The sequence below is a fragment of the Candidatus Flexifilum breve genome (assembly GCF_016713355.1).
Genome location: NZ_JADJPI010000023.1, coordinates 112,416 through 134,250 on the forward strand (window position 1 = coordinate 112,416; position 21,835 = coordinate 134,250).

At 61.4% G+C, this 21,835-nt stretch carries 24 protein-coding genes; 11 read left to right on the forward strand and 13 right to left on the reverse strand.

What is annotated here, in order from left to right; all coding sequences use genetic code 11:
* Positions 1–21: 21 nt before the first annotated feature.
* Both IPK17_RS20270 and IPK17_RS20275 read left to right on the forward strand, forming a co-directional pair.
* On the forward strand, positions 22–1,371 hold the full coding sequence (locus IPK17_RS20270) for a glycosyltransferase family 39 protein (RefSeq protein ID WP_343419517.1): 1,350 nt from the start codon (positions 22–24) through the stop codon (positions 1,369–1,371).
* Positions 1,372–1,425: 54 nt separating this feature from the next.
* The gene (locus tag IPK17_RS20275) at positions 1,426–2,007 is read left to right on the forward strand and encodes a hypothetical protein (protein WP_343419518.1); all 582 of its coding nucleotides are present in this window, start codon (positions 1,426–1,428) and stop codon (positions 2,005–2,007) included.
* Positions 2,008–2,377: 370 nt separating this feature from the next.
* On the opposite strand, the gene IPK17_RS20280 is transcribed toward IPK17_RS20275, so the two are convergent.
* Positions 2,378–3,118, reverse strand: coding sequence for an HAD family hydrolase (locus tag IPK17_RS20280; RefSeq protein ID WP_343419519.1), 741 nt, complete (start codon positions 3,116–3,118; stop codon positions 2,378–2,380).
* A complete protein-coding gene (locus tag IPK17_RS20285; RefSeq protein WP_343419520.1) occupies positions 3,115–4,296 on the reverse strand; it encodes an FxLYD domain-containing protein in 1,182 nt (393 codons plus the stop codon). Before IPK17_RS20285 ends, IPK17_RS20280 begins: the two co-directional genes overlap by 4 nt.
* Positions 4,297–4,379: 83 nt before the next feature.
* On the opposite strand from IPK17_RS20285, the gene IPK17_RS20290 reads away from it, so the two are divergent.
* The 6 genes from IPK17_RS20290 to IPK17_RS20315 all read left to right on the forward strand — a co-directional run bounded on the left by IPK17_RS20290 (position 4,380) and on the right by IPK17_RS20315 (position 8,008).
* Positions 4,380–4,718 carry a hypothetical protein gene (locus tag IPK17_RS20290; protein ID WP_343419521.1) on the forward strand — a complete coding sequence of 113 codons (339 nt, stop codon included), beginning with the start codon at positions 4,380–4,382 and terminating at the stop codon, positions 4,716–4,718.
* A 50-nt stretch (positions 4,719–4,768) separates the two neighbouring features.
* Positions 4,769–5,341 (forward strand): translation initiation factor IF-3, encoded by a 573-nt coding sequence (infC, locus tag IPK17_RS20295; protein ID WP_343419522.1) that lies wholly within the window; start codon positions 4,769–4,771, stop codon positions 5,339–5,341.
* Positions 5,342–5,411: 70 nt separating this feature from the next.
* Entirely contained in the window at positions 5,412–5,660 is a 249-nt protein-coding gene (gene rpmI / locus IPK17_RS20300; RefSeq protein ID WP_343419523.1) for a 50S ribosomal protein L35, read from the forward strand.
* Between the two features lie 114 nt (positions 5,661–5,774).
* Positions 5,775–6,128 carry a 50S ribosomal protein L20 gene (gene rplT, locus IPK17_RS20305; protein ID WP_343419524.1) on the forward strand — a complete coding sequence of 118 codons (354 nt, stop codon included), beginning with the start codon at positions 5,775–5,777 and terminating at the stop codon, positions 6,126–6,128.
* 120 nt (positions 6,129–6,248) lie between these two features.
* A complete protein-coding gene (locus tag IPK17_RS20310) occupies positions 6,249–7,010 on the forward strand; it encodes a TrmH family RNA methyltransferase (protein WP_343419525.1) in 762 nt (253 codons plus the stop codon).
* Positions 7,011–7,375: 365 nt separating this feature from the next.
* Positions 7,376–8,008: a hypothetical protein gene (locus IPK17_RS20315; RefSeq protein WP_343419526.1), complete on the forward strand. Its 633-nt coding sequence runs from the start codon at positions 7,376–7,378 to the stop codon at positions 8,006–8,008.
* Between the two features lie 66 nt (positions 8,009–8,074).
* Here the strand turns inward: IPK17_RS20315 and IPK17_RS20320 are convergent, their stop codons facing one another.
* The 8 genes from IPK17_RS20320 to IPK17_RS20355 all read right to left on the reverse strand — a co-directional run bounded on the left by IPK17_RS20320 (position 8,075) and on the right by IPK17_RS20355 (position 16,380).
* Positions 8,075–8,836: an alpha/beta fold hydrolase gene (locus IPK17_RS20320; protein WP_343419527.1), complete on the reverse strand. Its 762-nt coding sequence runs from the start codon at positions 8,834–8,836 to the stop codon at positions 8,075–8,077.
* 78 nt (positions 8,837–8,914) lie between these two features.
* Complete coding sequence (locus IPK17_RS20325; RefSeq protein ID WP_343419528.1) at positions 8,915–9,517, reverse strand: YdeI/OmpD-associated family protein; 603 nt, start codon at positions 9,515–9,517, stop codon at positions 8,915–8,917.
* A gap of 90 nt (positions 9,518–9,607) precedes the next feature.
* The gene (gene lpdA, locus IPK17_RS20330; protein WP_343419529.1) at positions 9,608–11,011 is read right to left on the reverse strand and encodes a dihydrolipoyl dehydrogenase; all 1,404 of its coding nucleotides are present in this window, start codon (positions 11,009–11,011) and stop codon (positions 9,608–9,610) included.
* 145 nt (positions 11,012–11,156) lie between these two features.
* Complete coding sequence (locus IPK17_RS20335) at positions 11,157–12,422, reverse strand: TolB-like translocation protein (RefSeq protein ID WP_343419530.1); 1,266 nt, start codon at positions 12,420–12,422, stop codon at positions 11,157–11,159.
* A gap of 333 nt (positions 12,423–12,755) precedes the next feature.
* Complete coding sequence (locus IPK17_RS20340; protein WP_343419531.1) at positions 12,756–13,826, reverse strand: dihydrolipoamide acetyltransferase family protein; 1,071 nt, start codon at positions 13,824–13,826, stop codon at positions 12,756–12,758.
* A 109-nt stretch (positions 13,827–13,935) separates the two neighbouring features.
* The gene (locus IPK17_RS20345) at positions 13,936–14,172 is read right to left on the reverse strand and encodes a biotin/lipoyl-containing protein (protein ID WP_343419532.1); all 237 of its coding nucleotides are present in this window, start codon (positions 14,170–14,172) and stop codon (positions 13,936–13,938) included.
* Between the two features lie 178 nt (positions 14,173–14,350).
* The gene (locus IPK17_RS20350) at positions 14,351–15,337 is read right to left on the reverse strand and encodes an alpha-ketoacid dehydrogenase subunit beta (protein ID WP_343419533.1); all 987 of its coding nucleotides are present in this window, start codon (positions 15,335–15,337) and stop codon (positions 14,351–14,353) included.
* 2 nt (positions 15,338–15,339) lie between these two features.
* Complete coding sequence (locus IPK17_RS20355; protein WP_343419534.1) at positions 15,340–16,380, reverse strand: thiamine pyrophosphate-dependent dehydrogenase E1 component subunit alpha; 1,041 nt, start codon at positions 16,378–16,380, stop codon at positions 15,340–15,342.
* A gap of 222 nt (positions 16,381–16,602) precedes the next feature.
* Here IPK17_RS20355 and IPK17_RS20360 point away from each other — a divergent pair, with 222 nt between their 5' ends.
* The 3 genes from IPK17_RS20360 to IPK17_RS20370 are packed head-to-tail and all read left to right on the forward strand — an operon-like array spanning position 16,603 to position 19,061.
* Positions 16,603–18,057 carry a sensor histidine kinase gene (locus tag IPK17_RS20360; protein ID WP_343419535.1) on the forward strand — a complete coding sequence of 485 codons (1,455 nt, stop codon included), beginning with the start codon at positions 16,603–16,605 and terminating at the stop codon, positions 18,055–18,057.
* Positions 18,058–18,081: 24 nt separating this feature from the next.
* Positions 18,082–18,603, forward strand: a complete 522-nt coding sequence (locus IPK17_RS20365) for a response regulator (RefSeq protein ID WP_343419536.1) — start codon at positions 18,082–18,084, stop codon at positions 18,601–18,603.
* A 32-nt stretch (positions 18,604–18,635) separates the two neighbouring features.
* The gene (locus IPK17_RS20370; RefSeq protein WP_343419537.1) at positions 18,636–19,061 is read left to right on the forward strand and encodes a hypothetical protein; all 426 of its coding nucleotides are present in this window, start codon (positions 18,636–18,638) and stop codon (positions 19,059–19,061) included.
* 83 nt (positions 19,062–19,144) lie between these two features.
* Here the strand turns inward: IPK17_RS20370 and IPK17_RS20375 are convergent, their stop codons facing one another.
* From IPK17_RS20375 to IPK17_RS20385, 3 genes are all read right to left on the reverse strand, one after another.
* Positions 19,145–20,062 carry a diacylglycerol/lipid kinase family protein gene (locus tag IPK17_RS20375; protein ID WP_343419538.1) on the reverse strand — a complete coding sequence of 306 codons (918 nt, stop codon included), beginning with the start codon at positions 20,060–20,062 and terminating at the stop codon, positions 19,145–19,147.
* Between the two features lie 68 nt (positions 20,063–20,130).
* Positions 20,131–20,496, reverse strand: a complete 366-nt coding sequence (locus tag IPK17_RS20380) for a response regulator (RefSeq protein ID WP_343419539.1) — start codon at positions 20,494–20,496, stop codon at positions 20,131–20,133.
* Between the two features lie 5 nt (positions 20,497–20,501).
* On the reverse strand, positions 20,502–21,764 hold the full coding sequence (locus tag IPK17_RS20385) for a glutamate-5-semialdehyde dehydrogenase (protein ID WP_343419540.1): 1,263 nt from the start codon (positions 21,762–21,764) through the stop codon (positions 20,502–20,504).
* Positions 21,765–21,835 lie beyond the last annotated feature (71 nt).

Genomic DNA, 21,835 nt, shown 5'->3' on the forward strand with positions numbered 1-21,835 from the left:
GCTATGAATCAACGAATGTGGATGCTTCTGGATGTAGTCTACGCGGTGGCGCTGGCGTTCTATGTGCTGGCGGGCGTGCCGCTGACCCCGTTTCACGGCGACGAGTCGATGCAGATCTACATGAGCACCGACTACACCACCGCCATCGTCAATGGCCGCTGGAACGACCTGCTCACACAGCCACCCTACGACATCGATTCGGACGGGCATTTGCGGCTGATCAACGGCACGGTGAACCGCTACACCATCGGCGCGGTGCTGCAGGTGGGCGGCTACCCGATGACCCTGCCGCGTCCCGGTTGGGACTGGGGGCTGGATTATGCGCGCAACGTCGAGACCGGGCATCGCCTGAGCGCCAGCGCGCTCGAAGCGGCGCGGCTGCCCTCGACCTTGTTCACGGCGCTGAGCGTGGGCGTGATGTTCGTGATCGGGCGGCACATCGGCGGGCGTCCCGCGGCCTACATCGCGACGGCGATCTACGCGCTCAACCCCGCGCTGCTGCTCAACGGTCGGCGGGCGACGCAGGAAGGTTCCATGTTCTTCTTCGGCCTGCTGACGGTGCTGATCGCCGTGTGGCTGAGCCGGCGTGAGCAGCGTCCGCTGTGGGGGTGGGCACTGCTCACGCTGGCGGGCGCGCTGACGCTGGCCAGCAAGCACAGCGGGGTTGTATTTATCGCCGCGGCGCTGGGGTGGATTGGATTAGAGGCATTGATTCGCCTGCTCAAGCCTCACCCCCCAACCCCCTCTCCTCTAGGAGAGGGGAACGGCTTCTCTCAAGCGGCGGACGCGCAGAAGCGCGTCCCTACCAGAGAGGGGAGACGATTTGCAGGGACGGTCGCGGCGCTGGTGGTCAGCGGGGTGCTGATGGCGGCGTTGTTCGTGGCGCTGTCGCCCGCGCTGTGGAATGACCCGGCAGCTAGAGGCGTCAATCTGCTGGAAGAACGCGCGCGGCTGCTCGAGATTCAGGTGTCGATTGCGGGCGGCGCGTTAAGTTTTACCGACCGAATTGAAGCGATCCTCTTACAACCCACGGTGCGGCCTGTGATGTATTATGAACTTGCATCGTGGTCGGAGATCGAGCCGATTCAAGCAGAAGTGATTCGTTACGAGACGAGCTTCTGGCGCGGCTATCCGAACGGCACTCTGGGAGTGCTGATCCTGGTGCTGGTAGGCGTCGGCGTTGTGGTGGCGCTGGCGCGTGCAGGACGGTCGGCAGGACTGTTGTGGTGGTTCGGTTTGACTCTAGTCACGCTGCTCGTGAATCCGCTCGCGTGGCAGCGCTACTATTTACCGCTCATTCCGGTGCTGGCGGCGTTGGCCGGTCTCGGCGGCGCGACACTGATCCGTGCCCACCCGCGGTCGAACAACTAATAAGGCGTGTCAGGGTGAGCTGTGGCTCCCCTTGTTGAGGAAGTGCAAGCGATTATGCGTAGTTCATCCACGATTCTGCTCATTCTGGTGCTGATATTAGCGGCTTGCGGCGGGAGTCCCACCCCCACCCCGACGGTGAGCGTGCCCACGGCGACCGCGGGGCTGCCCACGCAGCCATCGGCGGCGGGCGAAACCCTGCCGACCAGTCAGTTCAACGAGTTACAAGTGACGGTCGCCGTGGCGCAGCCCGGCACGCCGATTCCGGCGTCAGGCGCGACGATTGAGCCGGTGAGTAATCAACCGTTCCAGTTTGACCGCGTGGTGTTCACGCAGACGGGCGGTCTCTCGGCGCTCAACTTGCAGATCGAAGTGTTCGCCGATGGCCGCGTCGTGCGCGATGGGGCGCAGACGCAGACCAGCGCCGATGCGGTTGCGAATATCGCGTCGTTGATCGATACGTTTGATTTCTTCCGGGTGAGCGGCCAGTTTATCGGCGCAGGTGCCTCCGCGGATACCTACACCTACTCGCTGACCGTGGATGCGGGTGGCAGCAGTCGCACCATCATCTCGCAGGACGGGTTCACACCGCCTGCGTTGTTCGCCATCTACGATGCGGTGCGCGCGTTGGGGCAGTAGTCGAGAAACCTCACCCCTAACCCCTCTCCTCTAGGAGGGGCCCCCCCCGCCGGGGGGGGGGGGGGGGGGGGGGGCGCCCCCCGGGGGGGGGGGGGGGGGGGGGGGGGGGGGGGGGGGGGGGGGGGGGGGGGGAATTCGGGGGGTGGGGGGGGGGTGGGTGGGGTGGGGGGGGGGGCGCCCGCGGCGGGGGGGGAGGGGGGGGGGGGAAGGGGCGCGCGGGCACGGGGGGGGCGGGGGGCCGCGCGGCGGGCCGATTGTTAAAGAGGTCCCTGTCCTCAACCGAATTCAGGGAGGGGGGCCAGCATATCTGCCAAGCCGAAACGGTTTTCGTAGGGACGCAATTTATTGCGTCCGCAATTGGTTGTAATCCTTAGGGGCGGTGAGCGGGGTAGCGTCTGACTAACGCGCTGAGATCGGTGATGAGGGCGTCCGCGACCACCCGGCGATCATGGCAGCGTTCCGGTCGGCACATGAAGATCGCCTCCATGCCTGCCGCTTTCGCGCCTTCGATGGGTTCGGGGCGGTCGTCGATCACGGCGCACTGCACCGGGTCGACGTGGAGCAGGGCGGCGGCGCGGCGGTAATAGTCCGCGTCTTTGAGGAAACGCCCCATCGTATCCGTTCCGATGATTTTCCCCGTGAAGTACTGGATCAAACTACTGCCGTCCAGCGTCGAGCGCACTTGTGGTTCGAGCGCGTGACTCGTCACGCTGAGCGTCAGCCCCTGCTGCGCCAGAGTGTCGATGACGGCGCGCGCTTCCGGGTAGGCGGTGTCGCAGCGGCGCGGGATGATGTGCAGCACCTCGCGCGACAGCTTGATGAGTTCGTCGTGGGGCGGTTCGGGGGTGCGCGTCAGGCGGAAATGCGCGCGCGTGGTGCGGAACTCGCCTTCCCACATTTGCTTGGCGCAGTCGTCCCCGCCGAAATCGAGATCCGCGTAGTAGCTGTCCCAATCGTCTTCAATCTGCTGATTTGCGCGCGTCCACGCTTCTGGCGCGCCGCCATAGCGCTCGGCGAGATAGCGACCAAGCTGTGTGCGGAAGCAGTGCCGCGTGCGCTGCGGGTCGATGAGCACGCCGTGCAGATCGAAGAACAGGTGCGTGACCGTCACGGCAGACCTTGCACATTCACGATGTAGTTGACGGGCGTACCGCCAACATCCGGCAGCGGAATCTCGAATGGAGCCACCGCGCCGGGGTCGAGCTCGGCGGGGGTGAGATCGGCGAAGGCCGCGCCGATCACGTTCTGCGCGCCGTCGAAGACGGTGACGGTGACGCGCGCCGCCCGCACGACGTGATCGCTCGTGTTGGTCACTTCGCCGCGCACGACGAGGCGATTGAAGGCGTCAAGGCTCGACTCATCCGTCCACGAGAGCGCATCCGCGCCATAGACGGTGCCGATGTCGGCGGGCAGCCAATCTTTGCCGAGCAGGACCGTGTAACTGGTCGAGTCGGTGGGTTGGCCGCCGCCAAAACGCAAGCTGAACGGGGCAAACCCGCCCGGTGGAATACCATAGCCCATCACTTGATCGACCGCGCCCGTGAGCTGTAAACCGTCTGCCGAGAACAGCGCCGCTTCGACCGGGATGCCTGCGACTGTGTTCAGGCTGTAGTTGGCGACTTCCCCGGTGATGAAGAACACGCCTTCAGCCGTCGTCCACGCGCTGACGTGCAGCACGCCGAGACCACTGTTCTTGGCAAAAGCCAGCGTGGTCAGGTCGGCAGGCTGGAGCGGCGTTGAGTCCGGATGCAGTGTGAACGTGTTGACGATGGTCTGAAGCAGGCGTGGATCGGCCTGATCGAGCACGACTTCAGTCAAGCCGATGAGGGTGCCGCTCGTTTGGATGAAGGTGTTGACGGCCTGCGTCGTCCCCGGCGCGACTTCGCGCAGCCCGGTGAGCCGCCAACTGCCGTCGCCCATCGCTTCGCGGCTTTGCTCACGGTAGCGCCCGACATCCGAACGCACCTGGGTCTGATACAGGTTGAGCAGATCGGCCAGCTCGGTCGAATTCACGGTGCGCCCGAGGTTGATCACGGCGAACAGCACCGCAGGCTCAGTCGTACCGGGGGCGGCGAAGGCGGCGGTCGCCAGCGTGGTCGTGTTTTGCTCGTAGAGCGACCACAGGCGCGGGACACTCACCGAAAAAGCGCCGCTCGGGTGGTCATAGCGCAGCGGCGTTTGGTCTTCCGGCGCAGGCGTGGGCGCAAAGACGACGGCATCGCCACCGCAGCCCGCCAGCACCAGCAGGATCAGACTTAAGGCTAACCAGAAGTAGGACTTTGGTCTCATCTGAATCTAGAGAAAATCCCTTATGCTAACGATAGAGGTCGTGACAAGTTATGTCACAACGCGAGTTAGAAAGTTTATGCTTAATGTACGCCAACAACGAACTGTTGTTTCCCCACCATGTTATCCCGGCTTTGAAAAACTTGCGCGGCGAAAAGTGGAGCGAGCTGGTGGAGCGCATTATACCGCTTGAGGAAAATCACGAAGAAACTTTAGCCCTCATGCTGATGATGATCCGCTTGAATGGCTGCCTCGCCTGTGAGACGGACAGCTACCGGGCGATGCGCGGTTGCGCGCCGTGCGCCATCCAGACGCTGCGTCGCTACAAGGGCAGCGACGAAGAACTGATCGAATCGTATGAGCAGTCGCTGTATGAAGTTCGGCTGTACGCGCGCAATCATCCCCGCGTGAATATCGCCTGTTGATGAGTCTTGCGTGTTAAAGAATCGCTATGATATACTAGCTGAGCGCGGGCTTGTGCCGCGCTCGCTGCATTTGTTTAGAGAGGAACCGTAAGATAAGCTCCCCAGACTCGCTTCGAATTAATCGAGAAATCCGTGCGCGTGAAGTTCGCTTAATCACCGACACGAACGAAAATATTGGCGTTGTGACTTTGATGCGCGCATTGGAATTGGCGGAGTCCAAGAACATGGACTTGGTCGAGGTGTCTCCAAACGCCGATCCGCCCGTGTGCCGAATCATGGATTTCGGTAAATTCCAATATGAACGGGCGCGTAAAGAGCGCAAAGCCAAGAAACAACAGAAGGTGATCGAGGTGAAGGAAATTCGCCTCAACCCGAAGACGGACGATCATCACCTGTCGTTTAAGGTTCGTGATGCGCGGGGCTGGTTGCAAGAAGGCATGAAGGTGCGCGTGCGGATTCGGTTCCGCGGACGCGAGATCACGCATGCCGATATTGGACGCGAGCGGTTGGCGGCAATTGCAGCAGAACTGAACGATGTCGCGGTGGTCGAACAACACCCGAGCATGGAAGGTACGACGATGCTCATGGTGCTCGCCCCGGCAGCGGACAAGCAGAAGAAATAAGCTCTATTTCTAGGACATAACGCTCGGCGGCCTCGCAGAGCGAACAAACGAAGCGAAAGTGGAGTATCAAGTGGCTAAGGCAAAAGTCAAGAAATATAAGCTCAAAACCCATAAAGCGACAGCGAAGCGCTTTCGCCAGACTGGCAGCGGTCTGCTCGTTCGGACGAAGGGTGGCAAGACCCACTTCCGCCGTCGTCGTTCGCAGCGCGCCAAGAACATGCTGAACAAGACGATCACCGTGACGAGCCTCACGATGCACAAGCGCATCAAGATGCTCGCCCCGTACCTCGGCTTGTACAAGCAGAATCCTCGCGGCTGAGCAGTTCGAGCTGTACATTCGGGGCCTGTCCGCGTACACTAGCGGCATTCTTTGCATATCCGACCCGGGGCGCAAGCAAACTCCGGGTCTTTTCTAGTCAGGAGTAGAGTTGACATGGCTCGTGTTAAGACCGGTATCGTCCGGCGCCGTCGTCACAAGAAAGTCCTGGGCCTCACCAAGGGTCACTGGGGTACACGCAATCGCCTGTTCCGTCGCGCTAATGAAGCGATGCTGAAAAGCCTGTTCTATTCGTATCGCGACCGTCGCGCTCGTCGTGGCGACCTGCGCCGCCTGTGGATCATCCGCATCAACGCGGCGTCGCGCCTGAATGGCCTGAGCTACAGCCGCCTGATTCACGGCCTGAAGAAGGCTGGCATCGAACTGGATCGCAAGATTCTCGCGGACATCGCCGTGCGTGATGCCTCGACGTTCCAGAAGATCGCCGCTTTGGCTCTTCAGAACCAATAGCCAACTAAAGCAGATTTCAGGACGAGGCACGCCTCGTCCCTACGAAAACTGTACCTGTGTAGGGACAAGGCATGCCTTGTCCTGTTTTGTTTTTGATACCGGGTGTGAAAGCGAGCGGCCATGATAACCAGCGTACAGAACGAGCGCGTCAAACTGGCGAACGCGCTGATCACCGGGGCGAAGAATCGGCGTAAAGAAGACAAGATTGCGCTGGAAGGCGTGCGCCTGATCCACGACGCGATTGAGCGCGGCGGCTACACCCCCGACTATATCCTCTACGATCCACAACAAGTGAATGTGCAGGCGCTTCAGCCGCTGACCAATCAACTCTTTGAGGCGTCGGCGGAGGTGATCAAGCATGTGAGCGCGACCGAGCAGCCGCAGGGCATCATCGGCATATTCCCTATGCCGACCGCCAAGCTGCCGGCGAACCCCCGGCAAACCCTCATCCTTGATCATCTGCGCGACCCCGGCAACCTCGGCACGATTCTGCGCACGGCAGCGGGCGCGGGCGTCGATGCTGTGCTGCTGTCGCCCGGCTGCGTTGACCTGTACAACGACAAGGTGCTGCGCGGCGGGATGGGGGCGCACTTCCGCCTGTCGATTGCCGAACGCTCGTGGCAGGACATCCGCGACTATGTCGGCGATGCGCCGGTGTACCTTGCCGAGATGGTGGGTGATGTGGCGTATGACGTGGTCGATTGGACGGTGCAGCACGCGCTGATCATCGGCAGCGAAGCCGACGGCGCGAGTCCCGAAGCCGAAGCGATGGCGACAGCGCGCGTCTACATCCCGATGGCCTCCGAGACCGAATCGCTCAATGCGGCGGTCGCAGCGGGCGTGCTGATGTTTGAGGCAGCCCGTCAGCGCGGACGGCTCTAACACTAACTAACCTCACCCCCGTCCCCTCTCCTCTAGGAGAGGGGACGCGATTTATCGCGTCCGCAACATCCTAAAACCGATCTGAAACCCGTTTTCACGGTGTTTAACGTCAGTTAGGGATAAAACAGCCATTTGTATTCACGGCTACTTGGCTATCGTTCGCAACCGACCCACCCCCGCCCCTCCCCGAATTCGGGGAGGGGAGACAGATTCCCCTCTCCCCGCTTGCGTGGGAGAGGGGTAGGGGGTGAGGGGGAGACGCGAATGAGGCTTATCCCTAACTCACGCTATTTATGCACCTCTGGTTGACACCGTTTCCCAATCTGGCGACAATCGAACACAGCCAATGAGTTATGGATGTTTTCATGCGTGGACTGCTGCTGCTGGCCGTGCTCTTGTCTGCCGCGCTGACGGTGATCGGCGTCGGTGTGGTGCAACTTGGGTCGGGACAGGCGCTGCCGCCCATCGTGACCGAGCTCGATGCGTGCGGCCTGCCGTGCTGGTGGAACATCACCCCGCGCTCAACGGAACTCAACGAGGCGCTTGACATCCTCATCGCGCAGGGCTACCACGAATTCATGCACGACACCCGCTATCGCTTCATCGTGTATGACCCCGCGGATTTGACCAACTGCCGGGTCAACATGAACTATTCCGGGCGCACGGTCACGCTGCTGGCGCTGACGCTGTGCCCCGGCGTGACGCTCGGCGATGTCATCGCGTTTCTCGGCGAACCGGAAGGGATTCTCACGTCAGGGACGGCGCTGGCGTTTCGCGGCGGGCATGTGATCGTCAATGCGCGTATGACGATCTGCGATCCGTGGTTTGCGCCGGAACTGCCCGTGCAGTCGCTGTATTTCCTCAACGCGGGGGCGGCGCAGCGGCGCGTCATGGCGACATTCACGCTCAGCGATGCGGCGCAGGCGTTCGCGTGGCGGGGTTTTGCCAGCGAGGCGTATTACCAGCGGGTCGAGGCAGGGTTTCCGGTGTGCAAATGATCGACCTCACCCCCGACCCCTCTCCGAGCGGAGCGAGGAGAAAATACATTCGAATCGCCGTCAGAGCTAGTGGCTGAGAAAGAACTCCTCTAAAACGGGCGCGACCACAGCCGGGACAAGATCATGCGTTTGCCCTTCTAGCAGGCGATAGCGACCCTTGGGCAGCGCCTCGGCTAAGGATTGGGCCGCCTGATGCATCACATCCGGATTGTTTTCGGCATCCATGACGAGGCAGGGGATCTGGACAGAAGCTGCCAACCCATCGGGCAGCGCCCTGAGAATCGTTGATTCGTAGATGAGGGTGTGGGCCATGGTTTCGAGCGCTGGCCGGAACGGCGCATGGCGGAGCCGAGCAACGATTTCGGCGGGGATGCCGACCGCCTCGGTCTGGAACAGCTCAACGGCATCACCCCGGCGACCCGCTGACACGAGTTCTGTGAGCTGAGGAACGAGCGTTCCGGCTCTGGCTCCGGTTGGCGGTGGGTCGTATAACGCCAGCTGCGCAATGGCGAGCCCGTGAGCCGCCGCTCTTAAGGCCAAAATCGCACCGGACGAATATCCGAAAACGCAAGCAGAGCCCCCGGCTTGGGCGATCAGGGCGTCAAGGTCTTCGATCTCACGCTCAAGGGCATAGGGTTCGGTATCGCTGCTATCGCCCCGCCCCCGCCGATCATAGTTGAACACGGTGAAATGCGCTGCAAGGGCTTGACCGAGCGGGACTCCGGTCGGTCGCGCGTTGAACGCGCCCAGCACCAGGATGACTGGCGCTCCCTCTCCGAACTGATCAAAAGCGATCCGCGTCCCGTCTTTCGATGTGACTGTGTTCAAGTGCTGCTCCTCATTGCCTAAAACCAGGAAGTGGACCACAGCCTACAGCTGCATGAGCCGTGCGCTGCGGATATGCCGTTATTCGTTGGGGTAGTTGGCTTTCTTGCCGAGCGCGGCTTGGGCGACCGCCTCGTCGATGCGTTTCTGGCGCGTCTCCGGGCGCTTGGCGCTGGCAATCCACTGCAAGATGCCCTTCTTATAGGTGTTCGCCAGCCCGTAGAAGAATTGACTCGCGGCGGGGTTTTGTTCCAGCGCGGCGCCCAGATCGGGCGGGACGGTGAGGGCTTCGACGTCGTCAATGGCCGACCACGAGCCGTTGGCCTTGGCGATCTCGATGACTTTCAACCCCGGCGCTTCGATCACGCCCGCTGCCAGCAGCCGTTCGATGCGCTCCTTATTGATCTTCGACCATACGCTTTTCGGCTTGCGCGGCGTTAGCAGTTGTAAATGGCGCTCTGCGTCGAGGCCGCGCGCGAGGCCATCAATCCAGCCGAAGCACAGCGCCTCTTCGACCAGTTCATCATAGGTGATGGTCGGCTGCTTGGTGCTGACTTTGTAGCGCACGAGCCAGATGCCCGGCGACTTGTCGTGATTGGCCGACAGCCATGCACGCCAGTCGGCACGGGTTTGCGGGTAGACCAGCTCGTAATCGTCAATCGCGCGTTTCTTGGGTTCGGGCATGGAGGTCTCCAGGGCGGGATTTCAGAAACAAATGAGGACGAAGCGGTGGCCTCGTCCTTCTGAATCGAGATTCACAGCCATCCTGTGAGATTAGAAGTTGATCATGTGGCCTTCGAGGCCGTGTGCCGCTTCCTTGATCGCTTCGCTGAGCGTGGGGTGCGCATGGACGTTGCGCGCGATCTCTTCCGCGGTCAGTTCGGCGTAGCGCGCCAGCGTGAGTTCGGGCAGCAGTTCGGTCACGTCCGGGCCGATCAGGTGCGCGCCGAGCAGTTCGCCATACTTCTTGTCGCTGATCAGCTTGACGAAGCCCGCGGTTTCGCCGAGGCCATGCGCCTTGCCGTTCGCCTGGAAGGGGAACTTGGCGACGTTGACATCGAAGCCCTTCTCGCGCGCCTGCTTCTCGGTGTAGCCGAAGCTGGCCACCTGCGGCTGGCAGTAGGTCGCGCGCGGCATCATGTCGAAGTCGAGTTCAATCGACGGATGCCCGGCGATGTTCTCCGCCGCGATCACGCCCATCGCTTCCGCGACATGCGCCAGCATCAGCTTAGCGGTGACATCGCCGATGGCGTAGATGTGCGGGACGTTCGTCTGCATCTTGCCGTTGATCGCGACTGCGCCGCGGTCGGTCAGCTTGACGCCCGTCTTTTCCAGCCCGTAGCCTTCGGTGCGCGGCTTGAAGCCAATCGCCTGCATGACGCGATCCGCTTCCAACACCTGCTGCTTACCGTCGGCGGTGGTCACGGTGACCTTTGCGCCCGTGCCCGTGTCTTCAATCTTGTCGACGCGCGTCTTGGTCATCACCTTGACGCCGAGGCGGCGGTACTGCTTTTCCAGTTCTGCCGAGACTTCTTCATCTTCCAGCGGCAGCAGACGATCGAGGAATTCGACGATAGTCACATGCACGCCGTAGTTGTGATGCACATAGGCGAATGCCACGCCGATCGCGCCGCCGCCCGCGATGATGATCGACTTGGGCAGGTTCTCGTCCATGATCTGTTCTTCGTAGGTCACGACGTTCTGGCTGATCTGCGTGTTGGGGATGAGGCGGGTGACTGCGCCCGTCGCGAGGATCAGGTTCTTGAAGGTGAGCGTCTCTTTACCGCCCGCGTTCAGTTCGACGTCGAGGTTGTTGGCGTCGGTGAAGGTCGCCCAACCGTCGTACTCGTCGATCTTGTTCTTCTTCATCAGGAAGTGGACACCCTTGACGCGCCCGTTGGCGACGTCGCGGCTGCGGCGGAAGGCCTGCCCGAAGTCGAAGGTGATTTCGCCGTTGACCTTGATGCCATACTTGTCGGCGTCATTTTTCAGCAGATGCGCGAGTTCGGCGTTGCGGAGCAGCGCCTTCGACGGGATGCAGCCCACGTTGAGGCAGACGCCGCCCCAGTAGCGTTTCTCGACAATCGCCGTTTTCAGGCCGAGCTGAGCGGCGCGAATCGCCGCGACATAGCCGCCGGGGCCTGCGCCGAGCACGACGACATCATATTGCTTCGCCATGTAATGTCTCCTAATGGACGTAATGTGATCTGGGATAATTATAGCCGTTTTAGGGTGTATCCCATAGGCTGATGGATAAGGGTGAGTATATAAAAAGGACGAGGTAGATGGCCTCGTCCTTACGAAAGCAGAGGGAGGATGCGGGTTATGCGGGGCGCAGCGTGAACTGATTAAAGTTCTCGACTATGGTTTCGATCTGCCCGCCAGCCGCGCGGTACACGCTCACGGGAACGGTCGCCAACTGCTGGCGGTTGTCGACATCGTTCAGCGGGTCGATCGTGCCGTCGCCAATCCCTTGCAGCCACGCCTGCATATTCGGGATCAGGCTGAACCACAGACTGCCATCCGGCGCTTCGACCAGCCGCCCAACATAGTGCGCGCTGGCCGTGTGGATGACGGTTTCCGTGTGCGTCTGGACATTGACCTGCGCGATTGTCACCATGTTCGAGCCGATGACAAAGCCCGTGCCCAACGCCTCGAGGCGCGCGCGCTGCTCAGGTGTGAGATCATCGAGCAAATCGGGATCGGCGACGCTGCGCGCAGCGTAGTACACGTCACCCGATGCCGACCACGCCACCTGATCGGGCTGCATCGACGTCGGCACATCGGTGATCGTCCCCGTCGCCAAGTCGACCAGCACGACCGACTCGACCGGATCGGGTTCGGCGTAGACGGTGCGGATGGCGACCAGCGTCGTCCCGTCCGGGCTCAGTTTCGCGCGGCTGATGTTGTCATCGGCGCCCGGGATGCCGTTGTAAAAGCTGACGGGGGTGACGTACCGCGGTTCGCCCGTTGCTGGGTCAAGCAGCGCATAGCCCGTACCGCCGCAGGTCACGCTGTAGAGCACGCCGAAATCCGTCCACTGGAGCGTCATGGGACTGCCGCCGAAGCCGGTCTCCGTCCAGTACTGCCAGTCTGCTGGTAATGGCGAGCCGCCGCCACAGCCGACGCCGACCGGAACTTGGCCGAGCAGGGTGGCCGGGGCGGTCGCTTCGGGCGCAATCACGGCGAGTGTGATGAGATACTGTTCGCTGTCAAAGGTTTGCGGCGGCTGCGCGAACAGAATTTGCTGATTGGACGTCCACGATATCGGGTAACTGGCCTCCACTCTGCCCGTGTTCGCCAGCATCTCGGGATTTGTCCCATCGGCATTGACGACCATGAGATGCCAGTCATACTCCGCGTCGATCAGCACGTAGGCTAACTTGCTCCCGTCGGGACTCCACGCGAGATGCGTCAAACCCTGATTCTCTGGATTGTCGACCCGGATGCTGCTGCCATCTGCTTGATAGAGGATGAGTGTATTGTCCTTCACGCCTGCATAGCCGACGCTGCCTGTGTCTTGCGCTGCGACCCCGCCCGCGAATACCAGCGTGGCGAGGATGATGAATAACCGGAAGATGATCTCCATCGGTAGTACCTCCTTGTGTTTCACATCTTAATTTACGCAAAAAATGCGAACTTGGTGTCAGGCGGTAGGGCAAACGTATGCGAGGCGCTGATGAGGAGTCGGGGCGAGATTGACCGCTAGCTCAAGTGGTTTCTCGAATGGTCTCGTAGTTGAGGGCGCACCTAATGGGCCCTTAAGATTCGCGCCAGGGCATCCGGCAGGACGCACGTCGGTCTGCCCCTTGGACCCTAAAACGTTGTTAAAACTGTCCGCCGTAAGGGACGCGAAACGCTGTTCATCGCGTCCGCTTGCTGGGAGAGGGTGAATGAGGGAGCCGTAGATGCTATCCCTATTCTATTTCCAGCCTTCGAGCGTTTGCTTGAGCTTGAGCAGGAAGGTGTCGCCCGCCGCGCCATCGACCACGCGGTGATCGAAGGTCAGCGAGACGTACACGCACGGGCGAATGGCGATGCTGTCATTACCGAGCGCATCGGTGATCACCTTGACGCGCTTTTCCAGCATCCCCACACCCAGAATGCCGACCTGCGGCTGATTGATGATCGGCATAGCGACGAGGCTGCCGCTCACGCCGTGATTGGTGATGGTGAACGTGCCGTCTTTGACCTCGTCCGGCTTGAGCTGCTTGCTGCGGGCGCGATTCGCCACATCATTGACCAGACGCGCCAGCCCAAGCAGGTTGTAGTCGCCCGCGTTCTTGATCACCGGGACGATCAAGCCCTCGTCCAAAGCCACTGCCACGCCGATATTCTGCACGCGGTGAAGAAAAATGCCGTCGTCCGTCCACTGCGCATTGAGGTAAGGTACGGCGCGCAGCGCCTCGACCGCTGCTGACACAAAGTAGGCGGTTAGCGTGAGGTTGACACCCTGCTTGGCATAGCTGTCTTTGTTGGCAGTTCGATGCGCCAGCACCGCCGACAGATCGACTTCGAAAATGGTGGTCACATGGGGTGAGGTGTGCTTGCTGCGCACCATGTGGTCGGCGATGGCGCGGCGCATGCCCGTGAGCGGCACGAGGTCGCCGGGGGACGCGGTCGGGATCGGCTCGACGGGGTGGACACGCGCGGGTGCTGCAGCGGTCGGTGACTGTTTGGCGGGTTGGTCAGAGGACGAGGCATGCCTCGTCCCTACAGGAGGAGTCGAGGGTGGGGTCGGTGTATCGTCGTAATCCTGCGTGGATTTGAACAGATCGCCGCTGCCGGGACGTTCCCACGGCGGCGTGTCATCTTCGGCGATTGCGTCCGCTGTCGGCGCGGTCGGTCGAGCGGCGAGGTAGGCTTCGACATCTTTTTTGGTGACGCGACCATCACGCCCCGTCCCGGTGATCTGCGCGAGATCGAGTTGATGCTCGGCGACCATGCGCGCGACAACCGGGGTGACATGCCCGGTATAGGCGTTGGGCTCCACGACGACGGCGGGCGCGGCGACCTGTTCCGGGGTCGCATGGCCGTTGGCAACGGGGGCAGCCGCGGACGAGGCCGGCCGAGTCGCGACAGGGGCATCATTTACAGTTTCGTTAGGTTGACCGATTACGGCGAGGAGCGTGCCGCGTTCGACGGTTTCCCCGCGGGGACAGAATCTTGAGCAGTACACCGCCTGCCGGGGCGGGAATCTCCGTGTCGACCTTGTCGGTGCTGATCTCGAGCAGCGGCTCAAACTCGGCAACAGTGTCGCCTGCTTGCTTGAGCCATTTGCTCACCGTACCTTCGACCACACTTTCGCCCAACTGCGGCATGATCACGTTGGTTGGCATCGAAACTCCTAAATGCTCTTAACCACAGAGAACACAGAGAACACGGAGCAAGATATGCGTATTGGTAGGGACGCCCAACGGGGCGTCCGAGGTCAGGGTGCAATGCGGACGCGCAGAAGCGCGTCCCTACCAACGATCTCTGTGCTCTCTGTGTTCTCTGTGGTTCATAATCTTTTCTCTAGTACGCCGCTAAATCACGGATGGCGGCGGCGATCTTGTCGGGATTCGGCATGAAATACTCCTGCATCGGGTGGCTGAAGGGCACGCCGGGCACATCCGCGCCCGCCAGTCGCTTGACTGGAGCGTCGAGGTATTCGAAGCCTTCGTCCACGATCAACGCGGCGACTTCCGCCCCATAGCCGAGCGTCTTGTTGTCCTCGTAGACGATCAGCGCCTTGCTCGTCTTCTTGACCGACTCCAGAATGCTCGTTTTGTCGAGCGGGAGCAGCGTGCGCAGGTCGATCACTTCCACATCGAGGCCATCCTCGCGGGCGACCTTCTCGGCGGCCTGCGCGGCGTAGTGCGCCATCATGCCATAAGCGAACACGGAGAGATCACGACCAGCCCGAGCGACGCGGGCGGGGCCAATCGGCACGGTGTAGTCGTCGGTGGGCACGTCACCTTTGATCGAGCGGTAGCCCTTCTTCGGCTCGAAGAACAGCACCGGGTTCGGGTCGCGCACCGCGCTTTTGAGCAGCCCCTTCGCGTCATACGGGGTGGACGGCACGACGATCTTCAGGCCGGGGACATGCGCGAAGAACGCTTCGACGCTCTGGCTGTGATACAGCCCGCCGGAGATGCCGCCGCCATACGGCGCGCGGATGACCAGCGGTACGCGCCACTGCCCGTTCGAGCGGTAGTAGAACTTGGCCGCCTCGTTGACGATCTGGTTGAAGGCGGGGTGGATGAAGTCGCTGAACTGAATTTCGCAGATCGGTCGGAGTTCTGCCAGCGCCGCCCCGATGCCGATGGCGACGATGGACAGTTCAGCCAGGGGTGAATCGACGACACGGGAGGCACCGTACTTATCGTAGAGCCCCTGCGTGGCGCGAAACACGCCGCCGCGCACGCCGACATCTTCCCCGGTGATGAACACCCGCGGATCACGGGCGAGCTCTTCGTCCAGCGCCATGCGAACGGCATCAATGAGAGTCAGATTGGGCATGGTTAAGCCTCCGCCGGAGCGTAGAGCGCGCCGAGCGCGTCTTCGGGTGCGGGATAAGGCGCGGCTTCGGCGGTGGCCTGCGCCTTGTCGACTTCGGCGCGGGCGCGGACTTCGTAATCGTTCGCCATGTCGGGCGTCAGCACACCGATCTCCTCCAAGTGGCGGCGGAAGCGCAGCACCGGATCTTTCTTCTTCCACGCGTCGACTTCTTCACGGGTGCGGTAGCTGCGGTCGTCGTCGTCGGACGAATGCGGCACGGGGCGATAGGTTTTGGCTTCGACTAGCGTCGCGCCGTCACCGTTATAAGCGCGTTCCACCGCGTCCGCCATGACATCGTACACGGCGAGGATATCGTTGCCGTCCACGATGACACCGGTCACACCGTACGCCGCCGCGCGGTCAGCGACGTTGGCGACCGCCATCTGCGAGCCGAGCGGGACGGAGATCGCGTAATTGTTATTTTGAACCAGACAAATAAAGGGGAGTTTATGCACGCCCGCCCAGTTCATGCCCTCGTGCCATTCGCCCTGCGAGGTGGAGCCTTCGCCGAGGCAGGTCAGGGCGACGCGGGGCTGTGTCGTGTCCTGGGGATCGACGAGGCCGCACGTCTGGCGGTACTTAATGGCGAAGGCGATGCCCGCGGCCTGCGGCACTTGGGTCGCCACCGGGGACGAGCCGCTGATAATGTTGAGATGTTTGCTGCCAAAATGCGAGGGCATCTGCCGCCCGCCGCTGCTGTATTCGCCCTGCTTGCCGTACAGGCTCATCATGAAATCGGTGGGCGTGACGCCGATCGCCAGCACCAGCGCGAGGTCGCGATAATAGGGGTGAACGTAGTCGACGCCGCGATTGAGCGCGAAGGCCGTCCCCACTTGCGCCGCCTCGTGCCCCATGCCGCTGATGTGAAAGTGGATTTTGCCCTGCCGGTGCAGCGCCCAACTGCGTTCGTCGAGCCGGCGGCTGAGCAGCATCACCCAAAACATCTCCAGCAGCGTGTCCTCGCTTAGTCGGGACGAGGCCCGCGCGACTGCGTTCGTCGTCATCACGACTCCTTGTAAGATTGTTTGTGATAGTCGATGCTCACATTATAGCATATTCGCACTACACAACTAGAATGGGTCAAAAGTAGTGCAAACTGCATAATGCGCCAAGATTGTTATATTTTTGTGAAAATTTCTGGATTATGGGTAATCTTAAGCGCCTGTGTACATAGAATGGGATGAGAATAATTTAACTCGACCTTAAACAGGCAAATAGGGTTTTTGATGAACATCCCGAATAATCAAGATTTTGCCACCGAAGTCAAATTTGACCGCCTGAAAATCCTGTGGCGCGTGACGATCGTTCTCAGCCTGATCGCGGGCTGGGTTGTGCTCAATTCGGCGATGCTCCAGCGCATGGACCTGGTGCGCCCCCTGCTGCCCGTCGGGCTGATGATCGCCGGGTCGCTGCTGACGCGCTTCTTCCTCGGGCGTAATCGCTACACCGCTGCCGCATGGACCTACATTCTCGCCGCGCTCACGGCGCTCACGCTGCTGCTGACGGTCAGCCCGCTGGAAATGATCAACGTGTATGTGTTCTTCTACGCGCTGATCATCTTCATCGTCGGGCTGCTGCTGCCGCCGACGAATACGCTGCTGCTGGCGCTGGTCTCGTCGATCCTGCTGACCGTGATCCCGGCGACCGTGCTCGGCGGGATGGGCTACTTCGGCGCACCGCAGATCGGCGCGATCATCATGACGTTCCTCGCGGCGATCATCGCCATGCAGGTGACAGGCGATCTCTACCAGATCGCTGAATGGGCGATTCAGAACTACCAACGCGAACGGCGCGTGGCGGCGGAACTGTTTGACAGCCGTCAGGAAGTCGAAAAAGGCTTTGTGCGCGCGCGGGCGTTGAGCGAACGCTTGCAGGAAACCAACGTCGAACTGGATGCGGCGCGCTCCGCGGCGGAAGATGCCAAGCACTTCCGCGGGCAGTTCCTCGCGAACATGAGCCATGAGCTGCGTACGCCGCTCAACGCGATCATCGGTTTCAGCGAGACGATGCTCAAGTTCCCGGCGATGTACGACGGCGTCAAGCTGCCGAACGCTTACGAAGCCGACTTGCAGCAGATCTATACCAGCGGCAAGCAGCTCCTCAACCTGATCAACGACATCCTCGATCTCGCCAAAGTCGACGCCGGTAAGCTGGATATTCGCATCGAACGACTGGATCTCAAGCCCGTCATCAACAGCGTGCTCTCGACAGCGTCCGGTCTGCTGGCGGGTAAACCGATTCGGCTGGAAACGGATTTGCCGGATGATATTCCGCATGTGTGGGCAGACGAAGCCCGCGTGCGCCAAGTGCTGCTCAACCTGTACAGCAATGCGGCCAAGTTCACCGATCACGGCGCGATCAAGATCATCGTGCGCCCAGTTGATGATGTGCTGCAAATCTCGATTGCCGATACAGGCGTGGGCATTTCCGAAGCGGATCTCGGCATCATCTTCGAAGAATTCAAGCAGGCGAGCGGTCCGGGACGCGATCCGCGTTCGGGCGCTGGTCTGGGGCTGGCCATTTGCCGCCAACTGCTCGCGCTGATGGACGGCCGCATCTGGGCCGAAAGCACCGTCGGCAAGGGCAGCACTTTTCATGTTGTCGTACCGCTGTACGCGGGGCAGGACGCACTGATCGCCGCGCCGGAAGCGCCCGCTGAACAGCTTGTCCTGTCGAACTAAGACAGTTCTTTAGAGGAAAACATAATGCGGATCATGTATGTTGAAGATAACCCGGCCAACATCTCGCTTTTACAGAGAATTGCGCGGATGGGTGGACACGAGGTCATCAATTACACGGATGGGGAGGTGGCGCTGACGCGGTTTGCCGCCGATAACCCCGATCTCGTGCTGATGGATTTACAGCTCGAAGGGCGGATCGGCGGCCTGGAGGTCGTGCGCCAGCTCCGCGCGGGCGGTTTCAAGACCCCCATCGTAGCAGTGACGGCCTACGCCATGGTCGGTGACCGCGAACGCTGCATCGAAGCGGGCTGCGATGGCTATCTGTCGAAGCCGCTGCCCGTCGCTGAAGTCGTCGAGCTGGTGCAAAAATACGAAGTCATCGTCAAGTCCAAGCCGGCGGCTGAACCCGTCGCCGCGCCGCCAACCGAAACGGCCGCGCCGACGCCGATTGTGGTCGCTGCCACGCCGGTGATCGAAACGCCGCCGGCTGCGCCTGAACCCGTGAAAACGACCTCGACACCTGAACCCCAAGCACCTACGTCGTAAGGGATGCTGCGACGATGTGAGGCTGTCTCATTATGGTCATGGTGACCTTCTACTCTGCTACTTACAGCCTCACCCCACTTCCAGATGCGATCAACGATATTCTCGGGCATGACCTCGCCGGATGGCTGCGCGCCGGGCTAGTGGAACGCGGCTATGACGCGACTCCCGTCATTGGCGAGGATTATGGTTACGGCTTTCACCTGCGCCTGAACCGCGCCTACTACTGGATCAGTGTGAGTATGGCTGATGGAGAGACCGATCCGCCGCAGTGGGCGGTCGGTCTGGATCTCGACCCCGGCTGTCTCTGGATTTGGCGCTTGAAGGCGCGTCCGCAGCCGGGGGATAAGCAAGCCATTGCGCGGTCGATTCACGCGCTGCTGTTGGGCGAACCGGGGATCACGCGCATCGAATGGTGGAGGCAGGCTGTAGGTCAGGGCACGTCCACTGCGGAGCCGTAAACTTCTTGGGGTGAGGTTGCCGCCTTTTGTAACAAAAAAGGACGAGGCATGCCTCGTCCCTACAAGTGCGACCGCTCAACGCTCTACAGCAGCATTTGCAGCGCGCCGGGCTGCACGCTGAAGTTGATCTCGTGCCCCCGGTGATACTCCCCGTCCAATTCCATGTCAATGATCTCGCGAGTCTTGGGGCGCGTCACCGTGATCGAGCGCCCACGCGTGGAGAGCACGCCGGGATGCGTGAGGTGTGACGCATCGTAGACGCGGCGCAGGGCGGTCAGCACGGTGAGGCGCGACACGCCTTTGACGAGGATGATCTCGAACAGGCCGTCGGCGACATCGGCGTTCGGCGCGATGCGCATGCCGTGCCCAAAGGTCGAGCCGTTGGCGACGGCGACGACATACGCGCCGCCCTCATACCAGTCCTGCCCGTCGACCTGCACCTGCACGGTCTGCGGGTGATAGGTGAGCGTCGTCATGACCGTCGAAAGCAAAAACGTCCACGGGTATTTCTTGAGGTGGTTGACGCGCCGCGCGACTTCACCGCCCAAACCTGCGCTGGCAATGTTGAGGAAGTATTCGCGTTGGGTGTTGTCGGTGGTGATCAGGCCGATGTCGGTGGGCGTGGGTTTCGCGCCGATGATCCAATCCGCAATGGGTTTGGCCTCCGTGAAGGGCAGCCCCTGCCCACGCGCCCAGTCCCGACCCGTGCCGACCGGGATGTTCCCGTAGATCATCGGCTCGTCGGGGTGCTGCTGGTTGAAGACGGCCAACGCATTGACCAGCGAGTGATTTGTGCCGTCGCCGCCGAGCGCGATCACGCGGCGTACGCCGACCGTGTAGGCTTGCTCAATGTGGCGCGCGACTTCGTTCGGGTGCTGGGTCACGGCGACGATCAGGTCGCCCATGTGGTTCCAGAGGATCGGTTCGATTTCGCGCCAGACCGTGCCAGCGCGTCCGCCGCCCGCATGCGGATTCAGAATAATGAGTGTGCTCGATGTCATCAGCCAACCTATATTTACAAAAAGGCCCGCGGGTTAGCGGGCACGAGAACGATTTTTGACCAACAGCTTCACTTCGCCATCCACTCATCGAGCAGACCGCTCAGGTCGCCGATGCTGAAGGGTTTGACCAGATACTGATCGGCGCCAGCTTCCAGCGCCATTTTCGCTTCGTGTTTCGCGCCGCTCATGGCGATGCAGTAGACGCCGTTCCACGTGGGGTTCGCGCGCAGCTCGCGGATGAATTCAAAACCATCCATATCCGGCATGACGAGATCGCAGATCACAATGTCAGGCGCGCTGCTGAGGTCGAGCAAGATGTCTAGACCCTCGCGACCATTCTGGGCGACGCTGACATGATGTCCGGCCAAACTGATGACTTCGCGCAGCACATCGGACAGTTCCGGATTGTCTTCGAGCAGGAGTACGCGCCCCATCCTTGTTATCCTCTGACGTGACCTTCGCCAATGATGACCCATTTGTAGGTCGTGAGCTCTTCTAAGGCCAGCGGGCCGCGCGCATGCAGCTTTTGTGTGCTGATCGCCATTTCTGCCCCAAGGCCAAGCTGTGAGCCATCGGTGAAACGCGTGCTGGCGTTCACATAGACGGCGGCGGAGTCGATGGCGTCGATAAACTGCGTCGCATGGTCCAGATTCTCGGTAAGAATGCTGTCCGAATGCTGCGTGTGGTGGTGTTGAATGTGGGTGATCGCTTCGTCCAGCCCGCTGACGACTTTCACGCTCAGAATGAGCGCTAACCATTCCGTATCAAAGTCCTCCGCGCCCGCAGGTGAGACGCGCGCGTCGGCGCTGCCATTGAGGGCGGCGAGCGCGCGCGGTTCCGCGCGGAAGGTCACACCGGACGCGCCGAGGTGATCGACAACCCGCGGCAGGAAGTCTGCGGCGACTTTTTCGTGGACCAGCAGGACTTCGGCGGCGTTGCACACGGACGGACGCTGGACTTTCGCATTGTGGATGATGGCGAGAGCCGCGTCGAGATCCGCCGTCTCGTCGACGAAGATGTGACAGATGCCGATGCCGCCCGTGATCACCGGGATGACACTGTTTTCGCGGCAGAACATATGCAGCGTATTACCGCCGCGCGGGATGATCATGTCGACGTACTGGTGCAGTTTGAGCAGTTCCAGCACGTAGCGGCGGTCGGTGTCGTCGATGTACTGGATCGCGTCGGCGGGGATGTCCGCGCTGAACGGCGCGAGGGCGTCCCGAATCACCGTGACCAGCGCCATATTGCTGCGCAAGGTTTCGGAACCGCCGCGTAGAATGACGGCGTTGCCACTTTTGAGGCACAGCGAGATCACGTCGACGGTGACATTGGGACGCGATTCGTAGATCACGCCGATCACGCCGAGCGGGGTGCGCCGTTTGGAGACTTGCAGGCCGTTGGGCATCGTGCGCGCTTCGATAGTCGCGCCGACCGGGTCGGGCAAATCGGCGACGCTGCGCACATCCGCGGCGATGCCGCCGATGCGCCCATGCAGGTTGAGACGGTCGAGCATGGCTTCGCTCATGCCATTAGCGCGGGCATCCGTCAGGTCGAGCGTATTGGCGCTCAAGATGGCATCGGCGTGCGCTTCCAGCGCGTTGGCGATGGCGATCAGCGCGGCATTTTTTACAGCGGTCGGCGCGCGACCGAGCAAACTGCCAGCGGCTTTCGCTCGTTGTCCCATGTCAATTAAATTCATCGTCCGTCCTCATCCGGGCGCGCAGCGTGTGTCGGGCACACGTTATGCCTATATTTAGCGTAAACCAGAAT